Annotated in this window: 18 protein-coding genes; 6 read left to right on the top strand and 12 right to left on the bottom strand. The window is 58.7% G+C overall.

The features are described 5' to 3' along the window. Positions 1–11: 11 nt before the first annotated feature. Positions 12–1,235, bottom strand: a complete 1,224-nt coding sequence (locus HQN82_RS17320) for a lytic murein transglycosylase (RefSeq protein WP_034497647.1) — start codon at positions 1,233–1,235, stop codon at positions 12–14. A 195-nt stretch (positions 1,236–1,430) separates the two neighbouring features. On the opposite strand from HQN82_RS17320, the gene galU reads away from it, so the two are divergent. Beyond that, complete coding sequence (galU, locus tag HQN82_RS17315) at positions 1,431–2,318, top strand: UTP--glucose-1-phosphate uridylyltransferase GalU (protein WP_004445838.1); 888 nt, start codon at positions 1,431–1,433, stop codon at positions 2,316–2,318. Between the two features lie 58 nt (positions 2,319–2,376). On the opposite strand, the gene uppP is transcribed toward galU, so the two are convergent. Continuing rightward, positions 2,377–3,870: a polysaccharide biosynthesis protein UppP gene (gene uppP, locus HQN82_RS17310; protein ID WP_173615353.1), complete on the bottom strand. Its 1,494-nt coding sequence runs from the start codon at positions 3,868–3,870 to the stop codon at positions 2,377–2,379. 413 nt (positions 3,871–4,283) lie between these two features. Here uppP and HQN82_RS17305 point away from each other — a divergent pair, with 413 nt between their 5' ends. Continuing rightward, on the top strand, positions 4,284–4,649 hold the full coding sequence (locus tag HQN82_RS17305; RefSeq protein ID WP_173615352.1) for a PAS domain-containing protein: 366 nt from the start codon (positions 4,284–4,286) through the stop codon (positions 4,647–4,649). Between the two features lie 57 nt (positions 4,650–4,706). After that, positions 4,707–5,702 carry a KpsF/GutQ family sugar-phosphate isomerase gene (locus tag HQN82_RS17300; RefSeq protein WP_004445833.1) on the top strand — a complete coding sequence of 332 codons (996 nt, stop codon included), beginning with the start codon at positions 4,707–4,709 and terminating at the stop codon, positions 5,700–5,702. A gap of 35 nt (positions 5,703–5,737) precedes the next feature. Here the strand turns inward: HQN82_RS17300 and HQN82_RS17295 are convergent, their stop codons facing one another. The 6 genes from HQN82_RS17295 to HQN82_RS17270 all read right to left on the bottom strand — a co-directional run bounded on the left by HQN82_RS17295 (position 5,738) and on the right by HQN82_RS17270 (position 12,802). Continuing rightward, positions 5,738–6,202 (bottom strand): NfeD family protein, encoded by a 465-nt coding sequence (locus HQN82_RS17295; protein WP_004445832.1) that lies wholly within the window; start codon positions 6,200–6,202, stop codon positions 5,738–5,740. Between the two features lie 2 nt (positions 6,203–6,204). Continuing rightward, positions 6,205–7,254 carry an SPFH domain-containing protein gene (locus HQN82_RS17290; RefSeq protein WP_077985797.1) on the bottom strand — a complete coding sequence of 350 codons (1,050 nt, stop codon included), beginning with the start codon at positions 7,252–7,254 and terminating at the stop codon, positions 6,205–6,207. A 58-nt stretch (positions 7,255–7,312) separates the two neighbouring features. After that, positions 7,313–8,347, bottom strand: coding sequence for a ferrochelatase (gene hemH / locus HQN82_RS17285; protein WP_173615351.1), 1,035 nt, complete (start codon positions 8,345–8,347; stop codon positions 7,313–7,315). Positions 8,348–8,700: 353 nt separating this feature from the next. After that, the gene (locus tag HQN82_RS17280) at positions 8,701–10,617 is read right to left on the bottom strand and encodes a 5'-nucleotidase C-terminal domain-containing protein (protein ID WP_173615350.1); all 1,917 of its coding nucleotides are present in this window, start codon (positions 10,615–10,617) and stop codon (positions 8,701–8,703) included. 218 nt (positions 10,618–10,835) lie between these two features. Beyond that, entirely contained in the window at positions 10,836–11,210 is a 375-nt protein-coding gene (gene omp10, locus HQN82_RS17275; protein ID WP_003506132.1) for an outer membrane lipoprotein Omp10, read from the bottom strand. Positions 11,211–11,356: 146 nt separating this feature from the next. After that, positions 11,357–12,802 (bottom strand): homospermidine synthase, encoded by a 1,446-nt coding sequence (locus HQN82_RS17270; protein WP_173615349.1) that lies wholly within the window; start codon positions 12,800–12,802, stop codon positions 11,357–11,359. Positions 12,803–13,053: 251 nt separating this feature from the next. Between HQN82_RS17270 and HQN82_RS17265 the strand changes: the two genes are divergently transcribed. Beyond that, positions 13,054–13,962, top strand: a complete 909-nt coding sequence (locus tag HQN82_RS17265; RefSeq protein ID WP_006697187.1) for a sensor domain-containing diguanylate cyclase — start codon at positions 13,054–13,056, stop codon at positions 13,960–13,962. On the opposite strand, the gene HQN82_RS17260 is transcribed toward HQN82_RS17265, so the two are convergent. After that, entirely contained in the window at positions 13,959–14,594 is a 636-nt protein-coding gene (locus HQN82_RS17260; RefSeq protein ID WP_173615348.1) for an aminotransferase class IV family protein, read from the bottom strand. The genes HQN82_RS17265 and HQN82_RS17260 overlap by 4 nt on opposite strands. Before the next feature lie 101 nt (positions 14,595–14,695). Continuing rightward, positions 14,696–16,546: a M3 family oligoendopeptidase gene (locus HQN82_RS17255; RefSeq protein WP_173615347.1), complete on the bottom strand. Its 1,851-nt coding sequence runs from the start codon at positions 16,544–16,546 to the stop codon at positions 14,696–14,698. A 170-nt stretch (positions 16,547–16,716) separates the two neighbouring features. Between HQN82_RS17255 and HQN82_RS17250 the strand changes: the two genes are divergently transcribed. Next, positions 16,717–18,261: a sigma-54-dependent transcriptional regulator gene (locus tag HQN82_RS17250; protein ID WP_173615346.1), complete on the top strand. Its 1,545-nt coding sequence runs from the start codon at positions 16,717–16,719 to the stop codon at positions 18,259–18,261. Between the two features lie 176 nt (positions 18,262–18,437). Then, a complete protein-coding gene (locus HQN82_RS17245; protein WP_173615345.1) occupies positions 18,438–20,342 on the top strand; it encodes a peptidoglycan L,D-endopeptidase MepK in 1,905 nt (634 codons plus the stop codon). Between the two features lie 82 nt (positions 20,343–20,424). Here the strand turns inward: HQN82_RS17245 and pyk are convergent, their stop codons facing one another. Together pyk and HQN82_RS17235 are read right to left on the bottom strand one after the other, a co-directional pair. Continuing rightward, the gene (gene pyk / locus HQN82_RS17240) at positions 20,425–21,864 is read right to left on the bottom strand and encodes a pyruvate kinase (RefSeq protein WP_004445813.1); all 1,440 of its coding nucleotides are present in this window, start codon (positions 21,862–21,864) and stop codon (positions 20,425–20,427) included. Next, on the bottom strand, positions 21,864–22,250 hold the full coding sequence (locus tag HQN82_RS17235; protein ID WP_318252556.1) for a DUF1036 domain-containing protein: 387 nt from the start codon (positions 22,248–22,250) through the stop codon (positions 21,864–21,866). The genes pyk and HQN82_RS17235 overlap by 1 nt, the downstream gene beginning before the upstream one ends. Between the last annotated feature and the right edge of the window lie 250 nt (positions 22,251–22,500).

Genomic DNA, 22,500 nt, shown 5'->3' with positions numbered 1-22,500 from the left:
CCGGCATATTATCAGTTGCGAAGGGCTCTCAGCAACCGCTGCGACGGCTGACCGTCCGCGTCCATCCCCATGCGTGACTGGATGGCACTGATGGCGGCCTTGGAACCGGAGCCGAAGTTGCCGTCGACTTCACCGTCATAATAGCCGAGTTCCTTCATGCGGGTCTGAAGTTCGAATTTTTCGCGAATATCCAGCGTACCGTCGGGGCGCGGCCACTTCTGCTGCATGCCGCCGTAACCGGCGATTTCATCCGCGAGCAGTCCGACGGCGAGCGCATAGCTGTCGGAGGCGTTGTATTTCTTGATGGTGAAGAAGTTCTTCATCATCAGGAAACCCGGGCCATTTGCCCCACCCTGCAGTTTCAGCATCGCGCGGTCGGAACCACGGGTGAAATTCTTGCCGTTTGGACGGGTGAAGCCAAGCTTTGCCCATTCCGCGATGGTCTTCGTCTGGCCTTCATACCGCGCGCCACCACGCGGAACGGCGGTTTCGTAACCCCATGTCCGGCCGGGCTCCCAGCCGTTTTTCGCGAGAAGATTGGCGGCAGTTGCGAGAGCGTCCGGGACGGAATGCCAGATGTCCCGTTTGCCATTGCCATCCGCATCTACCGCATAAAGCAGGTAGCTTGTCGGGATGAACTGGGTATGGCCCATCGCGCCGGCCCAGGAGCCCGTCAGCTGTTTGGGGGTAACGTCACCCGCCTGAAGGATCTTGAGCGCGGCAATCAATTGCGTACGCGCGAATTTGGCGCGCTTGGGATCGGAATAGGCGAGCGTTGCCAGCGCCTGCGGGATGTTGTGCAGCCGCTCCGGCTTTTCGAGAACCGCGCCGTAATTCGATTCCATCGACCAGATGGCGAGAATGATGTGCTTGTCGACGTTGAAGTTGCGCTCGATCCAGTTAAGGGTCGTCGCGTGTTTCATCTTCATTTCGCGGCCAATCCGCACCGTGTACGGATTGACGCGGGAGTCTAGATAATCCCAGATTTGCGTTGTGAATTCCGGTTGGAAAGTGGCCTTGCGCAACGCGTCGGGATCCGGCTCGCTAACGCCGGCAAAGGCTTTCTGATAGGTCGCCTTGCTAATGCCTTCTTTCGCGGCTGTTGCATAGAACTGGTTGATCCACTGACGGAATCCGGCATCGGCGCGGGCCGAAACCGGCGCCAGCGAGATTACCAGGCCAGCAGCCACCATGCAGCCGAATTTGCGGACATCTGAAAGGATCATCTTTGTCATCGTCTGTCTTTCGTTCTCTCGAATGTCATTTCGATTGCGAAAACGCATCGGGCGTCATCATGGATAACAAAAGAACGTCAACAAATTCTTTACCATTAATAGATGGTAGCGTCACCCTTTACAAAACGTTGTTGTTTTTGAAATAACAACAGCGTGCGGGGATTGTGATCAAGTGTTATCTCTCAGGAGGAATATGTGGTAGAACATAAGAAAATTCGGAAGGCCGTATTTCCCGTCGCAGGTCTCGGCACGCGCTTTCTGCCCGCAACCAAGGCAGTTCCGAAGGAAATGCTCACCGTCGTAGATAAGCCGGTTATTCAGTACGTCGTTGATGAAGCGGCAGAAGCGGGTATCGAGCATTTTGTATTTGTCACCGGCCGTGGCAAGGCGGTGATCGAAGATTATTTTGATATTCAATTTGAACTTGAACAGATGCTGCGCGAGCGCAACAAGAATGCCGAGCTGACACTGCTGGCCGGCCTTCTGCCCAAGGCAGGTACCGCAAGCTTCACGCGCCAGCAGGTGCCGCTCGGCCTGGGCCATGCGGTCTGGTGCGCCCGTGATATCGTCGGCGACGAGCCCTTCGCCGTGCTGTTGCCTGACATGATCATGCATTCACAGAAAAGCTGCCTGAAGGGCATGGTCGAACTTTACGACCAGACCCAGGGCAACGTCATCGCCGTGCAGGAATGCGCTCCCGACCAGACGCATAAATATGGCATCGTCGGCGTGGGCGAGACCGTGGGTGAGGGTTTCAAGATCACCGAAATGGTTGAAAAGCCTGCAAAGGGTACAGCGCCTTCGAATTTCTACATTAACGGCCGCTATATTCTTCAGCCCGAGATTTTCGATATTCTCGAAAATCAGGAGCGTGGCGCCGGTAATGAAATCCAGTTGACAGACGGCATGCTGACGCTTGCCAAGTCGCAGGAGTTCGCAGGCTATCATTTCCGCGGTCAGACCTTCGATTGCGGTGCCAAGGATGGCTTCATTCTGGCCAACGTCGCTTTCGCTCTCGAGCGCGGCGATATCCGTCCGGCAATCGAAGAGCCGATCAAGGCCCTGATCGACGGGCTGAAGTGAGAGACCAGAGAATAGATGACAAAATCCCGGCCTTCGCGCCGGGATTTTTATTTGGCGCTTATCGCTTCAGGACAAGCCCTGCACCGACGCGAAGTTCGCTGCTGTCATAAACCGGTGTCCACTGGTAGCTGACATCGGCAGTCAGATCGAGATAACGGTTGAGACCCCAGGTCAGGCCGGCACCCGCCGTATATTCCACGGCGTCCTCCGTGTCGGAGGAGGGGAATGTGCGATGCACGATTTGGCCGGTCAATCGCGCTACCAGATTGCTGCGCAATTCGTGGGTCAGCCCGGCATCCAGGCGATAGGAAACCCATCCGCCCTGCGGACCGCCGGCGAAATCCTCTATTGTCGTGCGCAGGCCAAGATTGACATTCGTGCCGCGCTGGGGAGACCAGTTAAGTTCGCCGTCCAGCGTCAACGCGCCGATCGACGCAAGGCGATCATCGTCATATTGTTTGCGCAGATAACCGATGGCGGCTTCGCCACGGGTCTTTTCACCGAGATCGACCTCTGCCCCAATCTTCGCCCCATAGGCATTGGATGAACGGGCATAACCGGAATTGTCGAGGCGGCTGTCATATTTCGTTGTGCCGGCGTTCAGTTCGAGGAAGGGGATCAGCGCTGGTGACAGCTCATAGCCGAGGCGTCCGCGCAGATTCGCACCATCCTGGTCACGGTCACTGAGGCTGATCGGCCGGCCATCGATACCCTTCGCGTCGGTATACACCGTACGGGACAGGTCAAGCGCGGCCAGACCTCGCAGCTTGCCGAAATCCCGCTCTATCGATGCCCCGGCGCTGAAACGGTGTTCGCCACCCTGCACGGCGGCGCCGGTCAAGGCATTGGGATCGGTCGTGTCTTCACGGCTAAATTCGTAACCGGCCTTGAGGTTTGCGGTTGTTTCTGATCCGAGGTCAAGACGCAGATCGGCCTCTATCCGCGCCCTTGGTTCTTCTCCGTCCTTATCACCGAAGTTTTTCTCCCACGCGCCGTCTCCGGTGACGGTCAAAGCATGGCGGGACCAGTCGCTGGTGAGCGTTCCGCGTATGCCCGTCGTCAGATAGTTTCGTCGCGAGGGACCACCCGTATTCCTCTGTTTTTCCGTGTTGATGGTCTGACTGATCGAAGGCCGGAGCAGAAGGGTGCCCACCCGAATTCCCGGAGTCTGTCCGGGTTCGGTAACAACGCGTGGGTTTTCGCCCCCGTCCACGGTCGGCTCATAGGGGTTGTCTGCCTCGGCATAGGGCTGCCCCGCTTCGTCCTGCTGCTCGGAAATCGCGTCACCGGGATTATTTGAGGGGCGCCAGAGTTGGGGCGTGGGGACAGGTGCCGTTGTGGCCTGGGCCGTACCCGCCATTGTCCCGGGGGTCGGTGCGGGAGCGGCGGAGCCAATGCCATCGGCCGTGGCAGCAGCGCCCGGCATTGCCGGGGCGGCAGTCGCCGTCTGTGCGGAAGCATCTTCGTGGGGGTAAAAAAGCGTGCAGGCGAGCAGCAGGGTTGCTGCTTTCCGCGACGTCGGCAGACGTGTGGCGGTGCCCTTCACAGTCATTCCTTTTCACCCGGCGAATGGGCCGAATGCCGGACCGACAGTCCGCCAATACATTGCCGCAGGCCCCAGTCAGAAAGGCCGACGAAACGACATGGACAAACCAGGGACCAAACAGTCGACGCAAGTTTTAACATCGCTTTAACAATAGGTTTTTTATGGTTAACAGTTGATAAAGATCGCCGGAATTTCCTGATGTCACGGGGAAGCGTCCTGGAGTGCCGTCCACTCCCGTTACCTGCGCGCACCGGTCAGAGCTGGCGGCAGCGGGGCTGTTCGCAAATGCAAAATATTCCTAATATGAAAAGATTAAAACGTTTCAATTTGGTACGGAATCGCCCTATGATTAACGAAAGTTGACCTTCCATTGCCCGGCAAATCGTATTGAATTTTATTTTGTGTGACAGTGTCGTTTCATGAAAGCCGTTTTGAATATCAAACAGGTCGGTTTCTATTGTTGGGATATTACCAATGACCGCTTCTATTTGGATGAAGTGTGCGCTGAACTATTCGGAATTCCACTAAGACAGGCAATGCAGGGCATCAGTATTTTCCAGATACTCGAAAAAGTGGATATGGATCATCGGAATCGGGTGATAGAGACCGCCTTGAACACCCTGAGGGATGCGAGCTTCTACAGTCAGGAATATGCCGTGCGCCGCACCGACGGTTCGGTTTCCTGGGTGAGGACCGCTGGCCGATATCTCGTCGATGAAGAAAACATTCCCTTTAAGCGGCTGGGAACCATGGAGGAAATTTCTCCGCCGGATTTGCGCCACTGAAGCAGGCGGCTCCGGCAGGGAGTGGACTTATTCCGGCTGAAAGAGTAACAGTCCCCCATGATTACGCGCGCCGTCAACTTGGTCGAAGACAATGCCATCGAATCCGCCGTACGGACGATTTCGATGGAGCGGGCGGGCCTTGCCGCCCTCGAGACGGCTCTGCGAGACGGTCTCTCGGTCCCATTCTGCAAGGCGATTGAAACAATCGGCCAGTCGAACGGCCGTCTCATCATAACCGGCGTGGGCAAAAGCGGGCATATAGGTGCGAAGCTGGCGGCCACCTTTGCGTCCACTGGAACGCCGGCATTTTTTGTCCATGCGGCGGAGGCCAATCACGGCGATCTGGGCATGATCGGCGGTGACGACGTGGTTCTGGCCATCTCCAAGGGTGGGGAAAGTGCCGAATTGCGCAGCATTATCAATTATTCGCGCCGCTTTTCCATTCCGCTGATCGCGCTCACCTGTTCCGAGACATCATCGCTGGCGAAGGCTTCCGATATCGTATTGCTGGTTCCCAATGAGCAGGAAGCCTGCCCGCTTGGCCTTGCGCCCACAACCTCCACATTGATGCAGCTTGCACTTGGTGATGCCCTTGCTGTTGCGCTGCTGGAAGCGCGCAATTTTACGGCGGGCGATTTCAAGGTATTTCACCCCGGCGGCAAGCTGGGCGCCAGTCTCACGCTGGTCAGCGACATAATGCATACCGGCGATCGTGTGCCGCTGGTCAACAGGGGAACGGCCATGCCGGAAGCCGTGGGTGTTCTCTCCCGCAAGCATTTCGGCTGCGTCGGCGTTCTCGATGAGGACGGGCGTCTGTGCGGCATCGTCACCGAGGGGGACATGGCGCGCAACCTGTCGCGCAATCTTGCCGAATTGACCGTGGACGATATCATGACCCGGACGCCCAAGACGGTCAAAAAATCGGTCCTGGCAACGGGTGCGCTGGCAACGCTCGAAAAGTTCCACATCGGCGCATTGATTGTGGTTGATGACGATAACCGGCCGATAGGGCTGGTGCATTTCCACGATCTGCTGAGAATCGGCGTGGCCTGAGGCCCACCGATCCTGAGAAGGCTGATCCTGAAAACCTATCGCTCTAACGGCTCGACTGTCAGCGTTCGTCCCCGGGCGGAAGCGATCTTCACCCGGGTTCCCGCCGGCAGGTCTTCACCGTTGACCGGCCACCAGGTATCGTCCAGCCTGATACGGCCCCGCCCTTCGACAATCGGTTCCTGAAGCGTCGCCGTGCGGCCGACAAGGCTTGCCTCTCGCTGGTTGAGGAAGGGCTCGTCGCTTGTCGCCCGGTTTCTGCCGAAGTATTTCCGGCCGAGCAGAGCGAAAACGACGGAGAGCGCGGCAAACATCACTAACTGCAATTGCCACGCCCAAAAAGCTGTTTGCCAAAGGAGCAGGGAGAGCGCACCGATGACCAGTGCGGCAAGGCCGATCCAGATCAGAAAGACGCCGGGGGCGATGAGTTCGGCAGCGAGCAGCACGAAAGCGACGATCCACCAGCTCCATGGTCCAAGTTCCGTGGCAAGCCCTTGCAGCATTGTCACTTCTCCGAGGAAGAACCGAAGGGATTGCCGGGAGCCGTGACGTTAATCGTCTGGCCCGAAGCCCGTGTCGGCGGCACGGAGCGGGAGGATGCGGGCGCGGCGGGAGCAGTGGGCGCGTCTCCGTTGTTGCCGAAGACCTCTTTCGCAATCGTGCCGATACCGCCGAGAGAGCCGATCAGCGCCGAGGCCTCCATCGGCATCAGCACTATCTTGGCGTTTTTGGCCGTGCCAATCTCTGCAAGTGCTTCGGTGTATTTCTGAGCAACGAAATAGTTGATGGCATGGACATTGCCGGCGGCAATGGCTTCCGACACCATCCGGGTGGCGTTGGCTTCGGCCTCGGCCAGACGTTCGCGCGCTTCGGCGTCGCGGAACGCTGCTTCGCGCTGGCCTTCCGCTTCCAGAATAGCGGATTGTTTTGCGCCTTCCGCGCGCAAAATCTGGGCATTGCGGGCGCCTTCCGCCTCCAGCACCTGCGCGCGTTTTTCGCGCTCCGCCTTCATCTGCCGCGCCATGGAATCGACGAGATCCTTCGGCGGCGCGATATCCTTGATTTCAATGCGGGTGACCTTGATGCCCCAAGGTCCCACGGCCTCATCCACCACGCGCAGAAGGCGGTCGTTGATGGCGTCGCGGTTCGACAGCAATTCATCGAGGTCCATCGAACCCATGACCGAACGGATATTGGTCATGGTGAGGTTCTGGATGGCGTTTTCCAGATTGGCGATCTGATAGGCAGCCTGCGCCGCATTCAGAACCTGATAAAACGCCACCGCATCGGCGGAAACGCTGGCATTGTCGCGGGTGATGACTTCCTGGGTGGCGATGTCGAGCACCTGCTCCATCACGTTCATGCGGGCGCCGATGCGCTCGAAGAAGGGTACGATGAGGTTCAGGCCCGGCTCGAGCGTGCGCGTATAGCGCCCGAAACGTTCCACCGTATAGCGGTATCCCTGCGGCACGGTCTTGATGCCGGCAAACAGCACCAGAATGACCAGAACCACGGCTGCCAAGACGACGATGTCGAAACCGCCCAATGCGATCATCACTTTACCCTCCAGCACATCATGATCAGGGTTTTACCCCCGTATCGTTATGGCAAGATTACACCCAGCCTTGCAACTCCCGCCGCACAACCTTTTCGAGAACGGTCATGCCCTCGGCACTGTCATTCAGGCATGGGATGTGGGCGAATTTCTCGCCGCCATTGTGCAGGAAGATTTCTCCGGCTTCACCGGCAATTTCCTCCAGGGTCTCAAGACAATCCGATACGAAGCCGGGATTCATCACGGCTATACGTTTGACGCCTTCCGAGGCGAGTTTTTCCACGGTCTTGTCGGTATAGGGCTGGAGCCACTCTTCCGGTCCGAAACGGGACTGAAACGTGATCATGAAGTTCTTTTCCGTCAAGCCCAGAGCCTCCCGCAGCAAACGGGCGGTTTTCTGGCAATGGCAGTAATAGGGGTCGCCCTTTTTGAAATAGGATTGCGGAATGCCGTGGAATGAGGTGATCAGCATCTCCGGCTCCCAGTCCAGCGTCGCCAGATGGTTTTTGACGGAGGCGGCGAGCGCCTCGATATAGGCGGGATCGTCATGATAGGGCGGCACGGTGCGGATCGCCGGCTGCCAGCGCAGTTTCATCAGATGTTCAAACGCCTTGTCGTTCACGGTCGCCGTGGTGGACGCGGCATATTGCGGATAAAGCGGAAAAAGCAGGATTTTTTCGCAGCCCTGTTCTTTAAGCGCGTCGATCTTCGAGGCGATGGAAGGCTGCCCGTAACGCATTGCCCAGTCCACAACCACGTTGGGCAAATCCTTCAATGCCTGCGCCATCAACTCGCCCTGGCTGCGCGTATATGTTCGCAGGTAGCTTTCGTTGCGCTCGCGGTTCCAGATTTCCTCGTAGGCCTTGCCAACCTTCTGTGGGCGCTTGTTGAGGACGATGCCGTAAAGGATCGGATACCAGTAGAGGCGCGACCATTCGATCACGCGCTTGTCGCTCAGGAACTCCGCCAGATAACGGCGCATCGGCCAATAATCCGTACCATCGGGCGTGCCGAGATTGACGAGCAGCACGCCCACCTTGCCAAATGCGACACGGGGATGGTTCGCGGGGAGTGCGGATAGTTCTGTCACCATGAATGATACCCTGAAACTCGAACTGGTTGTGCGAGGGACGCTCCGCCTCGGATAAAGGCTGGAAACGCTCCATCGTCTGTTTATTGACCCCAACGCAAACAGCAATGAAGTTTGGCTGGACGTGCCCGAGCTATACGCCCGTGGCGTTACTTTGTTCATCGTGTTCTAGACGAAATTCTTCAGGATTAAACCACCGCCACCGGCTATTTCCGCCATTCCGGCAGGCACATGCCTTCAGGCGGCAAAATTATTCTCGTAAGTATCTGTTTTTCATTAGAAAAAAGAAGCCGGCCCAGAAATCCGAGGGCCGGCTTCGTGTCTGCGGCATATTGCCCTGTCTGCTGTAGCCCCGCTTATTGAGCCGGCAGTTCCAGCTCCTCGCCGATTTCGATGTGGTTCGGATGCTTCAGCGTGTTTGCCTTGGCAATTCTCTGCCAGAGCGCGCCGTCGCCATATTTCTCCGCAGCAATTTTCCAGAGCGAATCGCCTTTTTCCACCACATATTTGCTGGCGGCTGCAGCAGCTGCAGCAGGCGTCGTTGTGGGAGGTGCGGGGGTGGCAGGGGCTGCAGGCGCGGGTGCCGGTGTGGCGGCCGGAGCGGCTGTCGTCGCTGCCGGCGCGGGTGCTGCGGGCTTCGCCGGGGCGACGTAACCTGCGGGCGTCACTTCGGCGATGCGGCCATCCGTATAGGGCTTATAGGGGCTGTTGGCGGTAATATAGGCCGCGACGGCCTCCTCGAGATTGGGGCCGAAATCATAAGCGTTGATGGCTTTGGTCGCAAAAACCTTGAAGCCGTCACCCCCGGTCCGCACGTAGTTATTGGCCGCAACGATATAGGTCTTGGCGGGATCGAGAGGCACGAAGGCATCTCCTTCCTTGACTTCGACGGAAACGACGCGGCTGCCGGCCGGCTTCGAGCGGTCGAAGGAATATTTCATGCCGGAAACCTGCATGAAGCGGCCCGCACCGTCATCAATCTGGCTAACGCCGTTTTCGAGGGCGGCACGAATATCCTCGCCCTTGAGCTGGAAGGTTGCGACGGTGTTCTGGAACGGCAGAACCGTCAGTACTTCACCCATGGAGACATCGCCGCCATCGATGGAGGAACGCAGGCCGCCGCTATTTGCAAAAGCGATGGTGACGCCCTGATCCTTGACGCGGGCCAGCGTTGCGTCGGCCACCAGATTGCCCATCGAGCATTCCTTCACGCGGCAAATCTTGCGGTCGCCCTCGATCGGGCCCTCAGAAGTGCCGACCACCTTGGCTTTCAGGGCTTCGATCGGCGCCTTCAGTTCATCGATACGCTTCAGCGTGGCTTCATCGGGCTTGAAGGAGGAATCGATGAGGATCGGGTCGCCCTTGCTCTCCTTCACGACGCCGTTGTCATCGAAGACCACTTTGAGGTCGCCAAGATATTTGCTGTACTGGCCGGCCTGCACGACAGGAACCTTGTAGCCGCCGGGATTGTCAACGAGCGTCGGATAAGGGCCTTCGGCTTTCTGGTCGGTGTTCGACAGCAGCGTATGCGAATGGCCGCCAACCACAACATCGACATCGGGAATTTTGGCGATGAATTCCAGATCGCGCGGGTAGCCGACATGGGTGAGCGCGATGATCTTATCGACGCCGTCCTGCTTCAGCTTCTGTACCTGTTCGCTGATTTTGGCGACATCTTCGGCAATGGTGATGTTGGGACCAGGTGTTGCCAGTTCGGCCGTATCGTTGGCAACGGCGCCGACGATACCGATTTTCTGTCCGCCGACCTCGAGCACGATGGACGGCTTTACCCGGTCGCCGATTTTAGAGGCGGCGGTGGCCACCACGTTGGCGGTCACGACGGGGAATTGAACCTTGTCGAGGAAGCCGGCGAGCCCGTCCTCGCTATCGTCGAATTCATGGTTGCCGACGGTCATCGCGTCGAACTTCATGGCGTTCAGCATTTCCGCTTCCACCGTGCCCTTGTAGGTGGTGTAGAACAGCGAGCCCTGGAAATTATCGCCGGCATTGAGCAGCAGGACGTTTTTTCCCTCGGCCTTCAGGGCATCCCTTGTCTGGTTTATCGCTGTCAGCAGGCGCGCAGCACCGCCGAAGCATTCATTTTTTCCTTCCTCTTCCGCAGAGCAGGTCGAGTCGAATTTGTTGATCGATTCGATACGGGAGTGAAAATCGTTGATGTGAAGAATGTTGAGCTCGTAATCGGCCAGAGCCGCGCCGGCGGAAAGCGTTATCGCCGAAACGCTCAGCATGCCCAGTCCCAAAATTTTCTTCATGGTCCCTCTCTCCTGTTCAAAGCGGAAGCCCTGGCCGGTTGATCATTCTCCGACCGCGCTCATTCTTTAGTCCGAAAACATGTCAGTCTTTCGAAAACCGGATGTTTCCATTTAGCGGCAGTCGCCGCAAGCGAAATTATGACAGGTAGGCAATAAAGAAAAACGCACGCCAAAGGGCGTGCGTCTGAAGGGGTTATCTTATTGAATAGGTGATATTATCAGCCCTGACGCGTGAGCGAGAACTGGCTGTTTGTGTCCGTCGTGCAGTTCAATTGTGACGGGGAGACGAGGGCGCAGTTGACGCGCGACTGCGTGTTGCGCACCAGCGACGTCATATTGATTTCGTAAAGCGTCGGCGAAATGGTGACATAGGTGCCGGAGGCCAGCAGCGTGTTGGTGTCGGTCGACCGGGTGGAGAAGGCGCCGTTCTGGAAGGTCGATACGATGCCGTTGCGGTCGATCCAGCGGCCGTCGACAGCCGGCCCGCGGGACAGGGACGGCGCCATCGAGGTTTGCTGCGATGGACCCGGCGCGACGCATGAAGACACCGCGATGGCGGCTGAAAGCAAAGCCGCGCTTGTCTTGAAGTTCATGAGCCTGTTCTCCTGCGATTCGATAAAAGCTTCTTGCTTCGACCATGCCGTGAAGCGTTCTTTATTTCAAGGCAACGTTGTTCGCTCTCCCCGGTTCCTGAGGTCGTTCAGGAAAGTCCCGGCGTGGCAAATATGAGACTCTTCCATCAGCGCACGAGGATGTTGCGGAACTGCCAGGGATCGGACTTGTCGAGATTTTCGGGGAACAGGCCGGGACGACCGTCAAGCGGTGTCCAGTCGGTATAATGGCCCTCGACCGGGCCGAGATAGGGGCGCTGCACTTCAAGGCAGCGGCGATAGTCCATCTCGTCGGCTTCGACGATGCCGACCTGAGGATTTTCGAGCGCCCAGACCATGCCGGCCAGCACCGCCGAACTGACCTGCAGTCCGGTCGCGTTCTGGTTCGGGGCAAGCGACCGCGCCTCTTGCAGGCTGAGCCGGGAGCCATACCAATAGGCGTTTTTTTCGTGACCATAGAGCAGGACGCCCAGCTCGTCGGCGCCATCGACAAGCTCGTCTTCGCCCAGCACATGCTGAACCGGCTGGGGAATGCCGCCATTGCCGAAGAGTTCATGCAGGGAGAGAATCGCGTCGTTGCAGGGATGGTAGGCATAATGACAGGTGGGTCGGTATGTCACGTCGCCACTTTCGTTGCGGACGGTGAAATAATCCGAAATCGAAATCGCCTCATTGTGCGTGACGAGAAATCCATATTGCGGCCCAAGGCCCGGGCACCATGTGCGTACTCTTGTGTTGGCGCCCGGCTGATCGAGATAGATCGCTGCCTTGCTGCCCTTCTTCTGTTTTTTTGCGTTTTTCGGCATCCAGTTCTCATGCGTTCCCCAGCCGAGCTCGGCCGGCTGAAAACCTTCCGCGATAAAACCTTCGACGGACCACGTGTTCCAGAAAGCGCCGAAGGGCTTGGGTTCTTTCGCCCGCTGGGTGTCGCGTTCAGCCACGTGAACACCCTTGACGCCAAGCCGCTCCATCAGTTTCGCCCAGCCTTCCCGGTCATGGGACTGCGGCTCCTCGATGTCGACGCCGATATCCTTTGCGAGATTGACGAGTGCCTGTTTCACGAACCACGAGACCATGCCCGGATTGGCGCCGCAGGTCGAAACGGCCGTCGTGCCGCCGGGTCTGCGCGCCTTTTCCTTGAGCATGGTCTCGCGCAGCGAATAATTCGTTCTCGCGGCATTGTCGGCATCGGCATCGAAATAAAAGCCGGGCCATGGCTCCACGACGGTGTCGATGTAGAGCATGCCGTGTTTACGACAGATCCGCATGAGGTCGACGGATGCGGCGTCCACGGAAAGGTTGACGCAAAAACCTTGACCCCGCACGCCTTTAAGAAGCGGCTTGAGAACCTCCTTATAGTTCTCCTTTGTCAGGTGTGTCTGGATATGACGGATGCCCTTCTCGGCCAGAAATGGGGCGATGTCTGCGCGCGGATCGATGACCACGAGGCGGGTCCGGTCGAAATTGAAATGACGATCGATCAACGGAAGAGTGCCGCGCCCGATGGAGCCGAAGCCGATCATGATGATTAGGCCATCGATATCGCCATAAATCGGGTGGTTTGCGTCCGTCATTCGTCAATTTTCCTTTTTCAGCCAATAAGTAAGCTAGATCACAAAAGCGTGCCACAATAAAGGGCAGGCAGATGACGGACATATGACGGTGCTGCCCGCAAGGTCGGTTCAGCTTCTCTTCCCTTCATTCTGCCTCTTCGCATTTTGGAGGGCGCGTTTATAATTGAACTCTTCTTTTCGCCATCGACCAAGGCTCGGGGGGGCTTGACGGGATGATGGGGGAGGGATTTCTCCATCACAGGAGTTGCCTGTTGAGTGATCTTTTCGCGCGTGTAACAGCGCTTCAGAGTGCCACCCCCGTTTTGATCGCCCTCTATGATTCCGACGATCGGTTGCGGCATGCCAATCCGTCGTTTCGGGAGAGCTTCAGGCTTGCCGAAGATGATTTTCCGACCTGGGCGGATATCATGCGGCTGAACCACCGGCTGCGGACCGGTGTCGTCATTCGCAACAATGATTTCGAAGGATGGCTGCTGTCGGCGCAGTCCCGTCGCGGCAAGCTGCCTTACCGCGCCTTTGAGATGGACATGTATGACGGTCGCTGGTTCTGGATGACGGAAACGGTGCAACAGGATGGCTGGATGCTGTGCGTTGCAAGCGATGTCACCGAATTGCGCCAGGGTTACAGAACGCTGAGGCAGGACAGGGATCTGGCCGTACGCGCCTCCCAGACGGACGAACTCACGGGAACGGCGAACCGCCGCTTCGTCTTCGCCAAGCTGGCGTTGCAGGTAGAGCAGGTCTCAAAGGGGCTGGAGGCCTCTTTTTGCCTTTGCACGCTCGACATCGATTTTTTCAAGCAGATCAATGATCGTTTCGGTCATAAGTGCGGTGACGCGGTGCTGCGCGATTTTGTCGGCGTCGCCCATTCCGTCATCCGCAGGGTCGATTGCTTCGGAAGGATCGGTGGTGAAGAATTCATGCTCGTCCTGCCGAGAACGTCTCTTGCCGAGGGGCGGGACATTGTCGAGCGGCTGCTGCAGCGAGTTCGGCTTTCGCGACCTCTCGCGGATTTTCCGGATTTCTCCTACAGCTGCTCGGCCGGCATGACGGCCTATCGGACGGCGGAAAGCGCGGACGATATTTTCACGCGTGCCGATCAGGCCCTTTATGCGGCTAAGGAGAAGGGCCGCGACCGGCTTCTGGCGGTAACGGTTTAGATGAGTTCCGCCGCAACCAGCCCATGCAGCGAATTGCCGACGAAGAGCCTGCGGCCGGCAATGTCTTCCGGCTTCAGCGCCTGTCCACGCGCCTTGCGTTCGCGGATCAGATCGGCGCGCAGCACGCCCGGCAGAATGCCGCTGTCGAGCGGTGGCGTCAGCAATTGCCCATCTGGCATTTCCACGAAAATGCTGGTCGATGATCCCTCGCACAATTCACCGCGTTCGTTGAGCAGCAGCACCTCGTCGGCCTCTCCGGCTGAAAATTCAGCACGGGCGGCGTCATAGGGTTCGCGGCGCGAGGACTTGTGGCGATAGAAGGTATCAGTGGAATCGAGTGTGACGTTCCGGGCGATACGAACCCGCCAGACCGTATCCTGTCGCAGGGGCTCGAACTCGGTGGTCTCGATGTGCAGTTCCCCCTTGTAGTTCATCACCAGCCTGACGCAGAGCGGCTTGTCGCCGCCCACCGCCTTTTCCAGCGCCTGAACCGCATTGGCCGGGGCACGGAAACCGAGCGCGTCGGCAGAGCGCAGCAGCCGGCGGATATGCTGGTCAATGCGCTGAAAGCCGGTCTGTGGCTCCCAGCGCAGCGTTTCCCTCAAGGTCAGATCGGCGGGTTTGCGTTTCATGGCCTGTGCTCGTCGCCCTAAATTGATGACCGGCATCCTGTGCCGGCACCATCAACCGGCAAAGCTTGCCCGAAACAGGATAGCTCTGCCGGTGGATGAGATTAAGCCTGCCTGTTATCCAGCGCTTCCAGCTCGTCGATCAGCCTCTCGATCATCGAAAGCCCCTTGTCCCAAAAGGAGGGATCGGTCGCATCAAGGCCGAAGGGCTTCAGGAGTTCCGAATGGTGCTTGGTGCCGCCCGCCCTCAGAAGCTCGAAATACTTCTCCTGAAAGCCTGACTCGGCCTTCTGGTAAACCGCATAAAGCGAGTTTACCAGGCAGTCGCCAAAGGCATAGGCGTACACATAAAAGGGCGAGTGGATGAAATGGGGGATGTAGGTCCACCACGTCTCATAGCCTTCGGAAATCCGTATCGCCGGACCCAGGCTCTCTGCCTGAACGGAAAGCCACAGGTCGCCGATCTGCTCGGAGGTCAGTTCACCCTGCTTGCGCGCAGTGTGCAGCTTGCGCTCGAATTCATAAAAAGCAATCTGGCGCACGACCGTGTTGATCATGTCCTCGACCTTGCGGGCGAGCATGGCCTTGCGTTCCCGAACATCCTTCGTGTCATCGAGCAGTTTGCGGAAGGTCAGCATTTCCCCGAACACCGAGGCCGTTTCAGCCAGAGTGAGAGGCGTCGCGCACATCAGGGCGCCCTGTTCGCCGGCCAGAACCTGATGCACACCATGGCCAAGCTCATGGGCAAGCGTCATCACGTCGCGTGGTTTGCCGAGATAGTTGACCAGCACATAGGGATGGGCCGAGGGCACGGTGGGATGTGCAAAGGCACCCGGCGCCTTGCCGGGGCGGGCAGGGGCGTCGATCCATTCTTCATCGAAGAAGCGGCGGGCAATATCGGCCATTTCCGGCGCGAAGTCGCCATAGGCGGAAAGTACGGTATCCTTTGCCTCATCCCACGAAATGATCGTGTTCGACGTATCGGGAAGGGGCGCGTTACGGTCCCAATAATTCATCTGCTCCATGCCCAGCCACTTCGCCTTCATGGCGTAATAGCGATGTGAAAGGCGCGGATAGGCTTTTTTGACTGCCGCCGCCAGCGCATCGACAACCTCGCGCTCGACGCGGTTCGCCAGGTGGCGGCTATCGGCAATATCCTCGAATTTGCGCCAGCGGTCGGAAATATCCTTGTCCTTGGCGAGCGTGTTGGTGATGAGCGTGAAGACCCGCAGATTGGCCTTGAAGGTGGCGCTCAGCGCTTCCGCCGCCTTCTTTCGGGTTTCCGGTTCCGGCTCCTGAAGCATGTTGAGCGTCACTTCCAGCGGCAGGCTTGCGCCGTCTATGTCGAAACGCAGATCTGCCATCGTCTCGTCGAAGAGGCGGTTGAACGCCGCCGCGCTGGTCATCGATTTTTCAAGGAAAAGCTGTTCGAGCTGATCATCGAGCTGGTGCGGCTTGTCCTTGCGCAAATCCACGAGCCAGGGGCGGTAATGCCCTGCAGCTGCATCATTCGCCATGCAGGCGTCCATCGTGGCGTCGTCGATGCGGTTGAGTTCGAGCGTGAAGAACAGGAGGTGGGAGGAAATATCCGTCAGTTCCGCCTGGGCGTCGCCGTAGAGTTTGCCGTTTGCCGGATTGGATGTGTCGGAAAAATAGGTGAGCCCGGCAAAAGAGCCGATGCGGCCGATAAGATCGTCCAGCGCTTCATATTCCTTCAGCGCCGCGCCAATGCCCTTTTCGCCTGTCGCCTTTGCGGCGGCCTCAAGCTTGCCCTTCCATTTCTGCTCGAAAGCAGCCGCCATCGACGCCGCTTTCTCCAGGTCACCCCTGTATTCGGCCGAATCTCCCGACGGATAGAGGTCCGAAAGCTTCCAGCCGGGCAGGTCGCCGAGCAGTGGGGCGGCTGTTTCGGCGAGGGCGAAGACAGGCTGCGGAACGGGTTGGTTGAGGGTCATCGGATATGTCCTTCTGATTATGCTTTGCGCAGCATATGGGGCCTTTGTTTCCCGCGGCAATGGATAAAATGCAAGCAATTCTCAAAACTGGATGTTCAAGTCTCCCGTGCCAGAGTGCGGCACAAGGGACCGCATGACGCAGGTCCATAAACCGGAAACCGGAGCTAAAAATGACCGCGCATGTTCTTGTGATAGACGACGATCCCGTCCAGCGCCGCCTGCTCAAAAATGCGGTGGAACGTTATGGGCACTTGGCCCTGCTTGCCGAGAACGGCAAGGCCGGCCTGGAGCTCCTCAAGCAATATAGCGGTGAAATAAATGTCGTCGTCCTCGATCTCATGATGCCGGAGATGGATGGTCTCGGTTTTCTGAAAGCCGTCGGTGAACTGGGCGTCGACGTTCCGGTCATCGTCCAGACGGGGCAGGGCGGCATCGACACGGTGGTGCAGGCAATGCGCGCCGGCGCCTTCGATTTCGTCGTCAAGCCGGTCTCACCGGAAAGGATCGGCGCCGCCATCTCCAATGCGCTCAAGCTCGACAGAAGAGAGGCAAAGGCCCGCACGGGCAGGCGCGGACGGAGCAATGCAGTGAATTTTACCGATATCGTTTCCGCAAGCCCCGCAATGCTGAGGGTGATCGAACTGGCGCAGCGCGCCGCGCAGTCCAGCATTCCCGTGGTGCTTGAGGGTGAGTCGGGCGTGGGCAAGGAAATGGTCGCCCGGGCCATCCAGTCCGCCGGCGACCGGGCGAACAAGCCCTTTATTACAGTCAATTGCGGCGCTATTCCCCATAATCTGGTGGAAAGCATTCTGTTCGGTCACGAGAAGGGCGCCTTCACCGGCGCGACGGAAAAGCACGTCGGCAAATTCATGGAAGCGGATGGTGGCACGCTGTTCCTGGACGAGATCGGCGATCTGCCGCTGGACGTGCAGGTCAAGCTGCTGCGCGCCGTCCAGCAAGGCGAAATAGAAACCGTCGGTTCCGCTCGGGTGCAGAAAGTAAATGTGCGGCTGATCTCGGCCACCAACAAGAATCTCATCGAGGAGGTCAAGGAAGGCCGCTTCCGCGAGGATCTTTATTATCGCCTCAACGTCTTTCCGATTACCATCCCCGCCTTGCGTCGCCGGAAGGAAGATATCCCCCACCTCGCACGGGTGTTTGCCGAACGGTTTTCCGCGGAGCAAAAGCTGCCCAATCCCGTCGGCCTGGATGCCAGCGCGCTGGCGCTGCTGACCGCCTATGACTGGCCCGGCAATATTCGCCAGCTTGAAAATGCCGTCTTCCGCGCCGTTGTGCTGTCGCAGGGCGGGGAACTGTCGGATTCCGATTTTCCGCAGATCGCGCTGCAACTGCCGGAATTCTCGACAGGCGATGACGCAGAGGATGTCATACGCTCGCCATCCGGATCGTCACTGAAGCTCGCAGCCTATTCGCCACCGGCAACAGCCGTCGAAAGCCATGTCGTCACGGATGAACCGGCGGACGTTTCCACCACCATCTACAGGGGAGGAAGCCTGATCTCCAGCACGGATGAGACAGGCAACATCCGAAAGCTGGCGGAGATCGAAGAGGAGCTTATTCGTTTCGCCCTGCGTTTCTATCGCGGGCAGATGAGTCAGGTCGCCAGAAAGCTCGGCATCGGCCGCTCGACACTTTATCGCAAGCTGAAGGATTACGGCATCGATCCCGATGATCCGCTTCGAGACGTCGCATGATCGCGCAAGGCACTTATTCGAGGGCAGATCGCAAAATTCGTTAACTTCTGAGCAAGGATATCCGCTTACCGTCTATAAACCTCTTGTTAGTGGCTGATTCACTATATAGAGGAAGGTTGTATGTGTGTGGCAATTTTGCCATCGTGTCACCGTATTTGACGTTCATTTGAGGCAATGTGACAGAAATTGTCTTCCAGGCGGGGATCGAATTGCCATATCTGCATCGGAATAACGCGCTTTCAGGCAAGATGGCGCGCGGCTTGATCAAGGATATATGCACGAAGCTGTCGGCACGCGCTGTCACCTTTGCCTGCCTGATGCTCGCCGCAATGCCTTTCGTTGGTGTTTCGGCGACGGAAGCCGCCGCCGAAACGCGCAGTCTCAAGCTGTATTATATCCACACACGCGAGAAGGCGGTCATCACCTTCAAGCGCAATGGAAAATATGACCAGAAGGGTCTGCAGGAGCTGAACCGATTCCTGCGCGACTGGCGTCGCAACCAGCCGACGCGCATGGACCCGCGCCTTTTCGATCTCGTCTGGGAAGTCTATCGCCGCAGCGGCGCCACCGATTATATCAACGTCGTGTCGGCTTTCCGCTCGCCTGAAACCAATGGTCTTCTGCGCACGCGCACCAAGGGTGTCGCAGAAAAGAGCCAGCACATGCTGGGCAAGGCCATGGACTTTTATATCCCCGGCGTGAAACTTTCCCGTCTTCGCGAGATCGGCATGCAGATGCAGATCGGCGGCGTCGGTTTCTATCCGACATCGGGATCTCCTTTCGTCCATATGGATGTCGGCGGCGTTCGTGCCTGGCCGCGCATGAGCCGCCAGGAACTCGTCCGCATCTTCCCTAATGGCAATACGCTGCATCTTCCTTCCGATGGCAAGCCGCTTCCCGGTTATGAGCAGGCGCTTGCCGATTACAAGAAGCGCGTCAGTTCCTCTTCCATTCAGGTTGCTTCCAGTGCCGGTGCCGGCCCGGCCTCTTCGGGCGGCGGCAAGCGCAAGACCCTGTTGCAGGCCCTGTTTGGCGGCGGTGACGAGGATGAAGATCCCGATAGCATCGCAGCGCCCGAGCCCGCCGAACGCCCGGCGGTTGCTCGCCCGGCAGCTCCGCAGCAGGCGGCTCCTGAGCCCGAACCGACAATCGCCGTTGCTTCGGCCCAGGCACTTCCGGGTGTGACCGATGCTCCGCTGCCCACGGCCCGTCCCGCATTCGGCAACCAGCCGCCTGCCAATACCGGCCTTGCCACCGCGCTTTATTCGCCGGCGCGTAACGCAGCCCAGGATGCGCTGCAGGCAGCGACCACACCAACACCCACATCCGCGCCTGCCGAGCGTCAGCAATTTGCCGATCTCGCCGAGGTTTCAGTTCCGGTGCCGACGCTTCTCGGCCCGCGCGCCATGAAGGGGGATGCCGAGGGTTCTGTTCTCACCGCTTCCGCTGACGGCGCAACGCCCGCAGCAGCGGGCGAACTGGCCTCTGTCCCGGTCCCCGCCAACCGTCCGGCTGTTGCGGAAGCCCTGCTGGCGGCCGCGAATGCCGATCCGGAGGGTGAAGACGACCTCGCCGAGACGCAACAGGATACGCTTTCACCAACGGTGGTCGCAGCTCTGGAACAGAGCGGTCAGGCTGCCCGGTCGCAGGTTCAGTCAGCCGTCACGCCGACAGCCGCTCCGTTCCCGGCCGCCGTCAATCACAAGGTCACGGTTGCACCTGCTGAAACGGCCAAGGCAGAACCACAGCCCGGCTTCGGTGACGCTTTCGATCTGAAACCTGCCATCAATAGTGGTCTCACTGCCGGCCTGCCGACCAAGGGTGCACGCCCGAGCAAGCAGGATGCTGCGGTTTCCCACCAGGCTATGGTCGGCGGCGGGCGTCTGACACAGGACCTGATTTCGGATTGGGCGCTCAATCAGAACAAGGGCACGACCGGGCGCTCGGTCAAGGCGCCGCGGGTTGTCGCCAACCGCATGCTGAGCCACGATATGTCGGCTTCCGCGACGTCGGCAAGCTTCAAGCCGGGCGCGGTCGCCATCGAATCGAGCCGCTTCAGCACGCCGGTCAAGATGCACTGAGCCTTCATTGCCAATGCGGCCCGAGAGGCCAATAAAAAACCCGCCGGTGACGGCGGGTTTTTTTGTTCCTGACATCTGTCCGTCAGACGCCGCTCTGGCCGTCCGAGCCGATATAGGCAATACGCACCATGTTGGTCGCGCCGGGTGTGCCGAGCGGAACGCCGGCGGAGATGATGATACGGTCACCCGGTTTGCCGAAGCCTTCGGAAACGACGATGCGACACGCGCGGTTCACCATGTCGTCCAGATCGCTGGCGTCGCCGGTGACGACGCAGTGCAGACCCCAGACAACCGACAGTCGGCGTGCGGTCTGGATGATCGGCGAGAGGGCGATGATCGGAACCTGCGGCCGCTCACGCGACGCGCGCAGACCTGTCGTGCCCGAAGATGTGTAGGTGACGATTGCCGCAAGCTTCAGGGTTTCGGCAATCTGGCGGGCGGCCAGCGAAATCGCATCGGCGCCTGTCGGTTCCGGCTGGGCGCGCTGCGCGTAGATGATGTTGGAATAATGCGGATCCTGTTCCACGGTGCTTGCGATGGAGGCCATGGTGGAAACGGCTTCTACCGGATAATCGCCAGAGGCAGACTCGGCAGAGAGCATGATCGCGTCAGCGCCTTCGAAGACGGCGGTGGCGACGTCGGACACTTCAGCGCGGGTCGGTACAGGCGCTGTTATCATCGATTCGAGCATCTGCGTGGCAACCACGACCGGCTTGCCTGCGCGGCGGCAGGCGCGCGTCAGCTGCTTCTGAATGCCCGGAACGGCTTCCAGCGGCATTTCGACGCCAAGGTCGCCACGGGCAACCATCAGGGCGTCAGAAAGCTCGATGATTTCTTCGATGCGCTCGACCGCCTGCGGCTTTTCGATCTTGGACATAAGGCCGACGCGGCCGCGTGCGATCTTGCGCACTTCAGCCAGGTCCTCAGGACGCTGGACGAAGGAAAGCGCGACCCAGTCTACCTCGTTGGTTTCCAGCACGGCATCGAGGTCGACGCGGTCCTTGTCGGTGAGAACGCCGACGCCGAGCAGAGTGTCGGGCAGGCTGATACCCTTGCGGTCGGAAATGCGCGTGCCGGAAATGACCGTGGTGACGATGCTCTTGCCGTCGCTCTTTTCAGCGCGCAGATGCAGCTTGCCGTCATCGATCAGCAGGCGATGGCCCGGTTTGACCGCCTCGAGAATTTCGGGGTGCGGCAGGAAAACGCGGGTGTTGTCGCCGGGTGCGTCGTTGTTATCAAGGGTGAAGGTCTGGCCAGGTACGAGCTCGACCTTGCCTTCCGCAAATTTTCCGACGCGCAGCTTGGGACCCTGCAGGTCGGCCAGAATGCCGATGGGGCGGCCGTTGCGGCTCTCGACCGAACGGATGCGCTGAATGAGCGTCCGCATCAGGTCGTGGCTCGCATGGCTCATGTTGATCCGGAAAAGATCCGCGCCGGCGAGATGCAGCTTTTCGATCATGGCCTCATCAGAGGAGGCAGGGCCGAGAGTTGCAAGAATTTTGACTTTGCGGTTACGCTTCATCAGTTTTGATTTCCCTGTGTGCCTGGCGTATCGGAAAGCTGGACCATCCAGCTGCCCTGTCTGCCCGTGTCATATTCCTTGAAACCCATTCTCTGGAAGCTGCGGGCATAACAATCATCCACACCGGTGATCTTGAACTCGTTTTCCGCCACGCACATGTTGACGTCACCGGTCCAGCGGCCGCCATGAGCGGCATCCTCGGCATAGAGATAATAATAACGTGACTGCAGTTCACCTTCGATCAGCGTCGCGCAGGTCGAGGCGGGGACCTGCCACCAGCCTTCGCTGACCCAGCCCTCCTGTGCCCGATAGCCAATTGCGACCCCCACGAGATTCTGCGTGCTATTGCAGACGCGAAAATCCGCATACGCGGGCGCCGCGATCATGAAAGGGGTCAGAAACAATGCCGCTATGGAAAAAAGACGGGCGAGGTGCCTGATGTGGCGGGGACGAGCGAGAGATGACTGAGTCACGGCTTCCATCCGGATTCCATGGTTATAATGAACACACTTCTTGGCGTGGCCGCCCAAGAAAGTCAACGCGAGTTTAATCGATTATATTGTTCGTGGGATCGTGAGTGCGATAAGGTAGATGGCTGTTCTTCCGCCGTAACTTGCGCCCGGCCTCAAGCCATGC

Source organism: Agrobacterium pusense (assembly GCF_013285525.1).
In the GTDB taxonomy this organism is placed as follows: Bacteria; Pseudomonadota; Alphaproteobacteria; order Rhizobiales; family Rhizobiaceae; genus Agrobacterium; species Agrobacterium pusense.
Note: the sequence above shows the minus strand (reverse complement) of the source record. Positions and strands in the feature narration are given on the sequence as shown.

What these genes read in the sequence shown, in the direction of transcription:
- HQN82_RS17320 (WP_034497647.1), bottom strand. Translation starts at nt 1,235, where the DNA reads ATGACAAAGATGATCCTTTCAGATGTCCGCAAATTCGGCTGCATGGTG.
- HQN82_RS17255 (WP_173615347.1), bottom strand. Translation starts at nt 16,546, where the DNA reads ATGACCCTCAACCAACCCGTTCCGCAGCCTGTCTTCGCCCTCGCCGAA.
- omp10 (WP_003506132.1), bottom strand. Translation starts at nt 11,210, where the DNA reads ATGAACTTCAAGACAAGCGCGGCTTTGCTTTCAGCCGCCATCGCGGTG.
- HQN82_RS17305 (WP_173615352.1), top strand. Translation starts at nt 4,284, where the DNA reads ATGAAAGCCGTTTTGAATATCAAACAGGTCGGTTTCTATTGTTGGGAT.
- HQN82_RS17295 (WP_004445832.1), bottom strand. Translation starts at nt 6,202, where the DNA reads ATGCTGCAAGGGCTTGCCACGGAACTTGGACCATGGAGCTGGTGGATC.
- uppP (WP_173615353.1), bottom strand. Translation starts at nt 3,870, where the DNA reads ATGACTGTGAAGGGCACCGCCACACGTCTGCCGACGTCGCGGAAAGCA.
- HQN82_RS17260 (WP_173615348.1), bottom strand. Translation starts at nt 14,594, where the DNA reads ATGAAACGCAAACCCGCCGATCTGACCTTGAGGGAAACGCTGCGCTGG.
- HQN82_RS17280 (WP_173615350.1), bottom strand. Translation starts at nt 10,617, where the DNA reads ATGAAGAAAATTTTGGGACTGGGCATGCTGAGCGTTTCGGCGATAACG.
- HQN82_RS17250 (WP_173615346.1), top strand. Translation starts at nt 16,717, where the DNA reads ATGACCGCGCATGTTCTTGTGATAGACGACGATCCCGTCCAGCGCCGC.
- HQN82_RS17270 (WP_173615349.1), bottom strand. Translation starts at nt 12,802, where the DNA reads ATGACGGACGCAAACCACCCGATTTATGGCGATATCGATGGCCTAATC.
- HQN82_RS17300 (WP_004445833.1), top strand. Translation starts at nt 4,707, where the DNA reads ATGATTACGCGCGCCGTCAACTTGGTCGAAGACAATGCCATCGAATCC.
- HQN82_RS17235 (WP_318252556.1), bottom strand. Translation starts at nt 22,250, where the DNA reads ATGATCGCGGCGCCCGCGTATGCGGATTTTCGCGTCTGCAATAGCACG.
- hemH (WP_173615351.1), bottom strand. Translation starts at nt 8,347, where the DNA reads ATGGTGACAGAACTATCCGCACTCCCCGCGAACCATCCCCGTGTCGCA.
- pyk (WP_004445813.1), bottom strand. Translation starts at nt 21,864, where the DNA reads ATGAAGCGTAACCGCAAAGTCAAAATTCTTGCAACTCTCGGCCCTGCC.
- HQN82_RS17290 (WP_077985797.1), bottom strand. Translation starts at nt 7,254, where the DNA reads ATGATCGCATTGGGCGGTTTCGACATCGTCGTCTTGGCAGCCGTGGTT.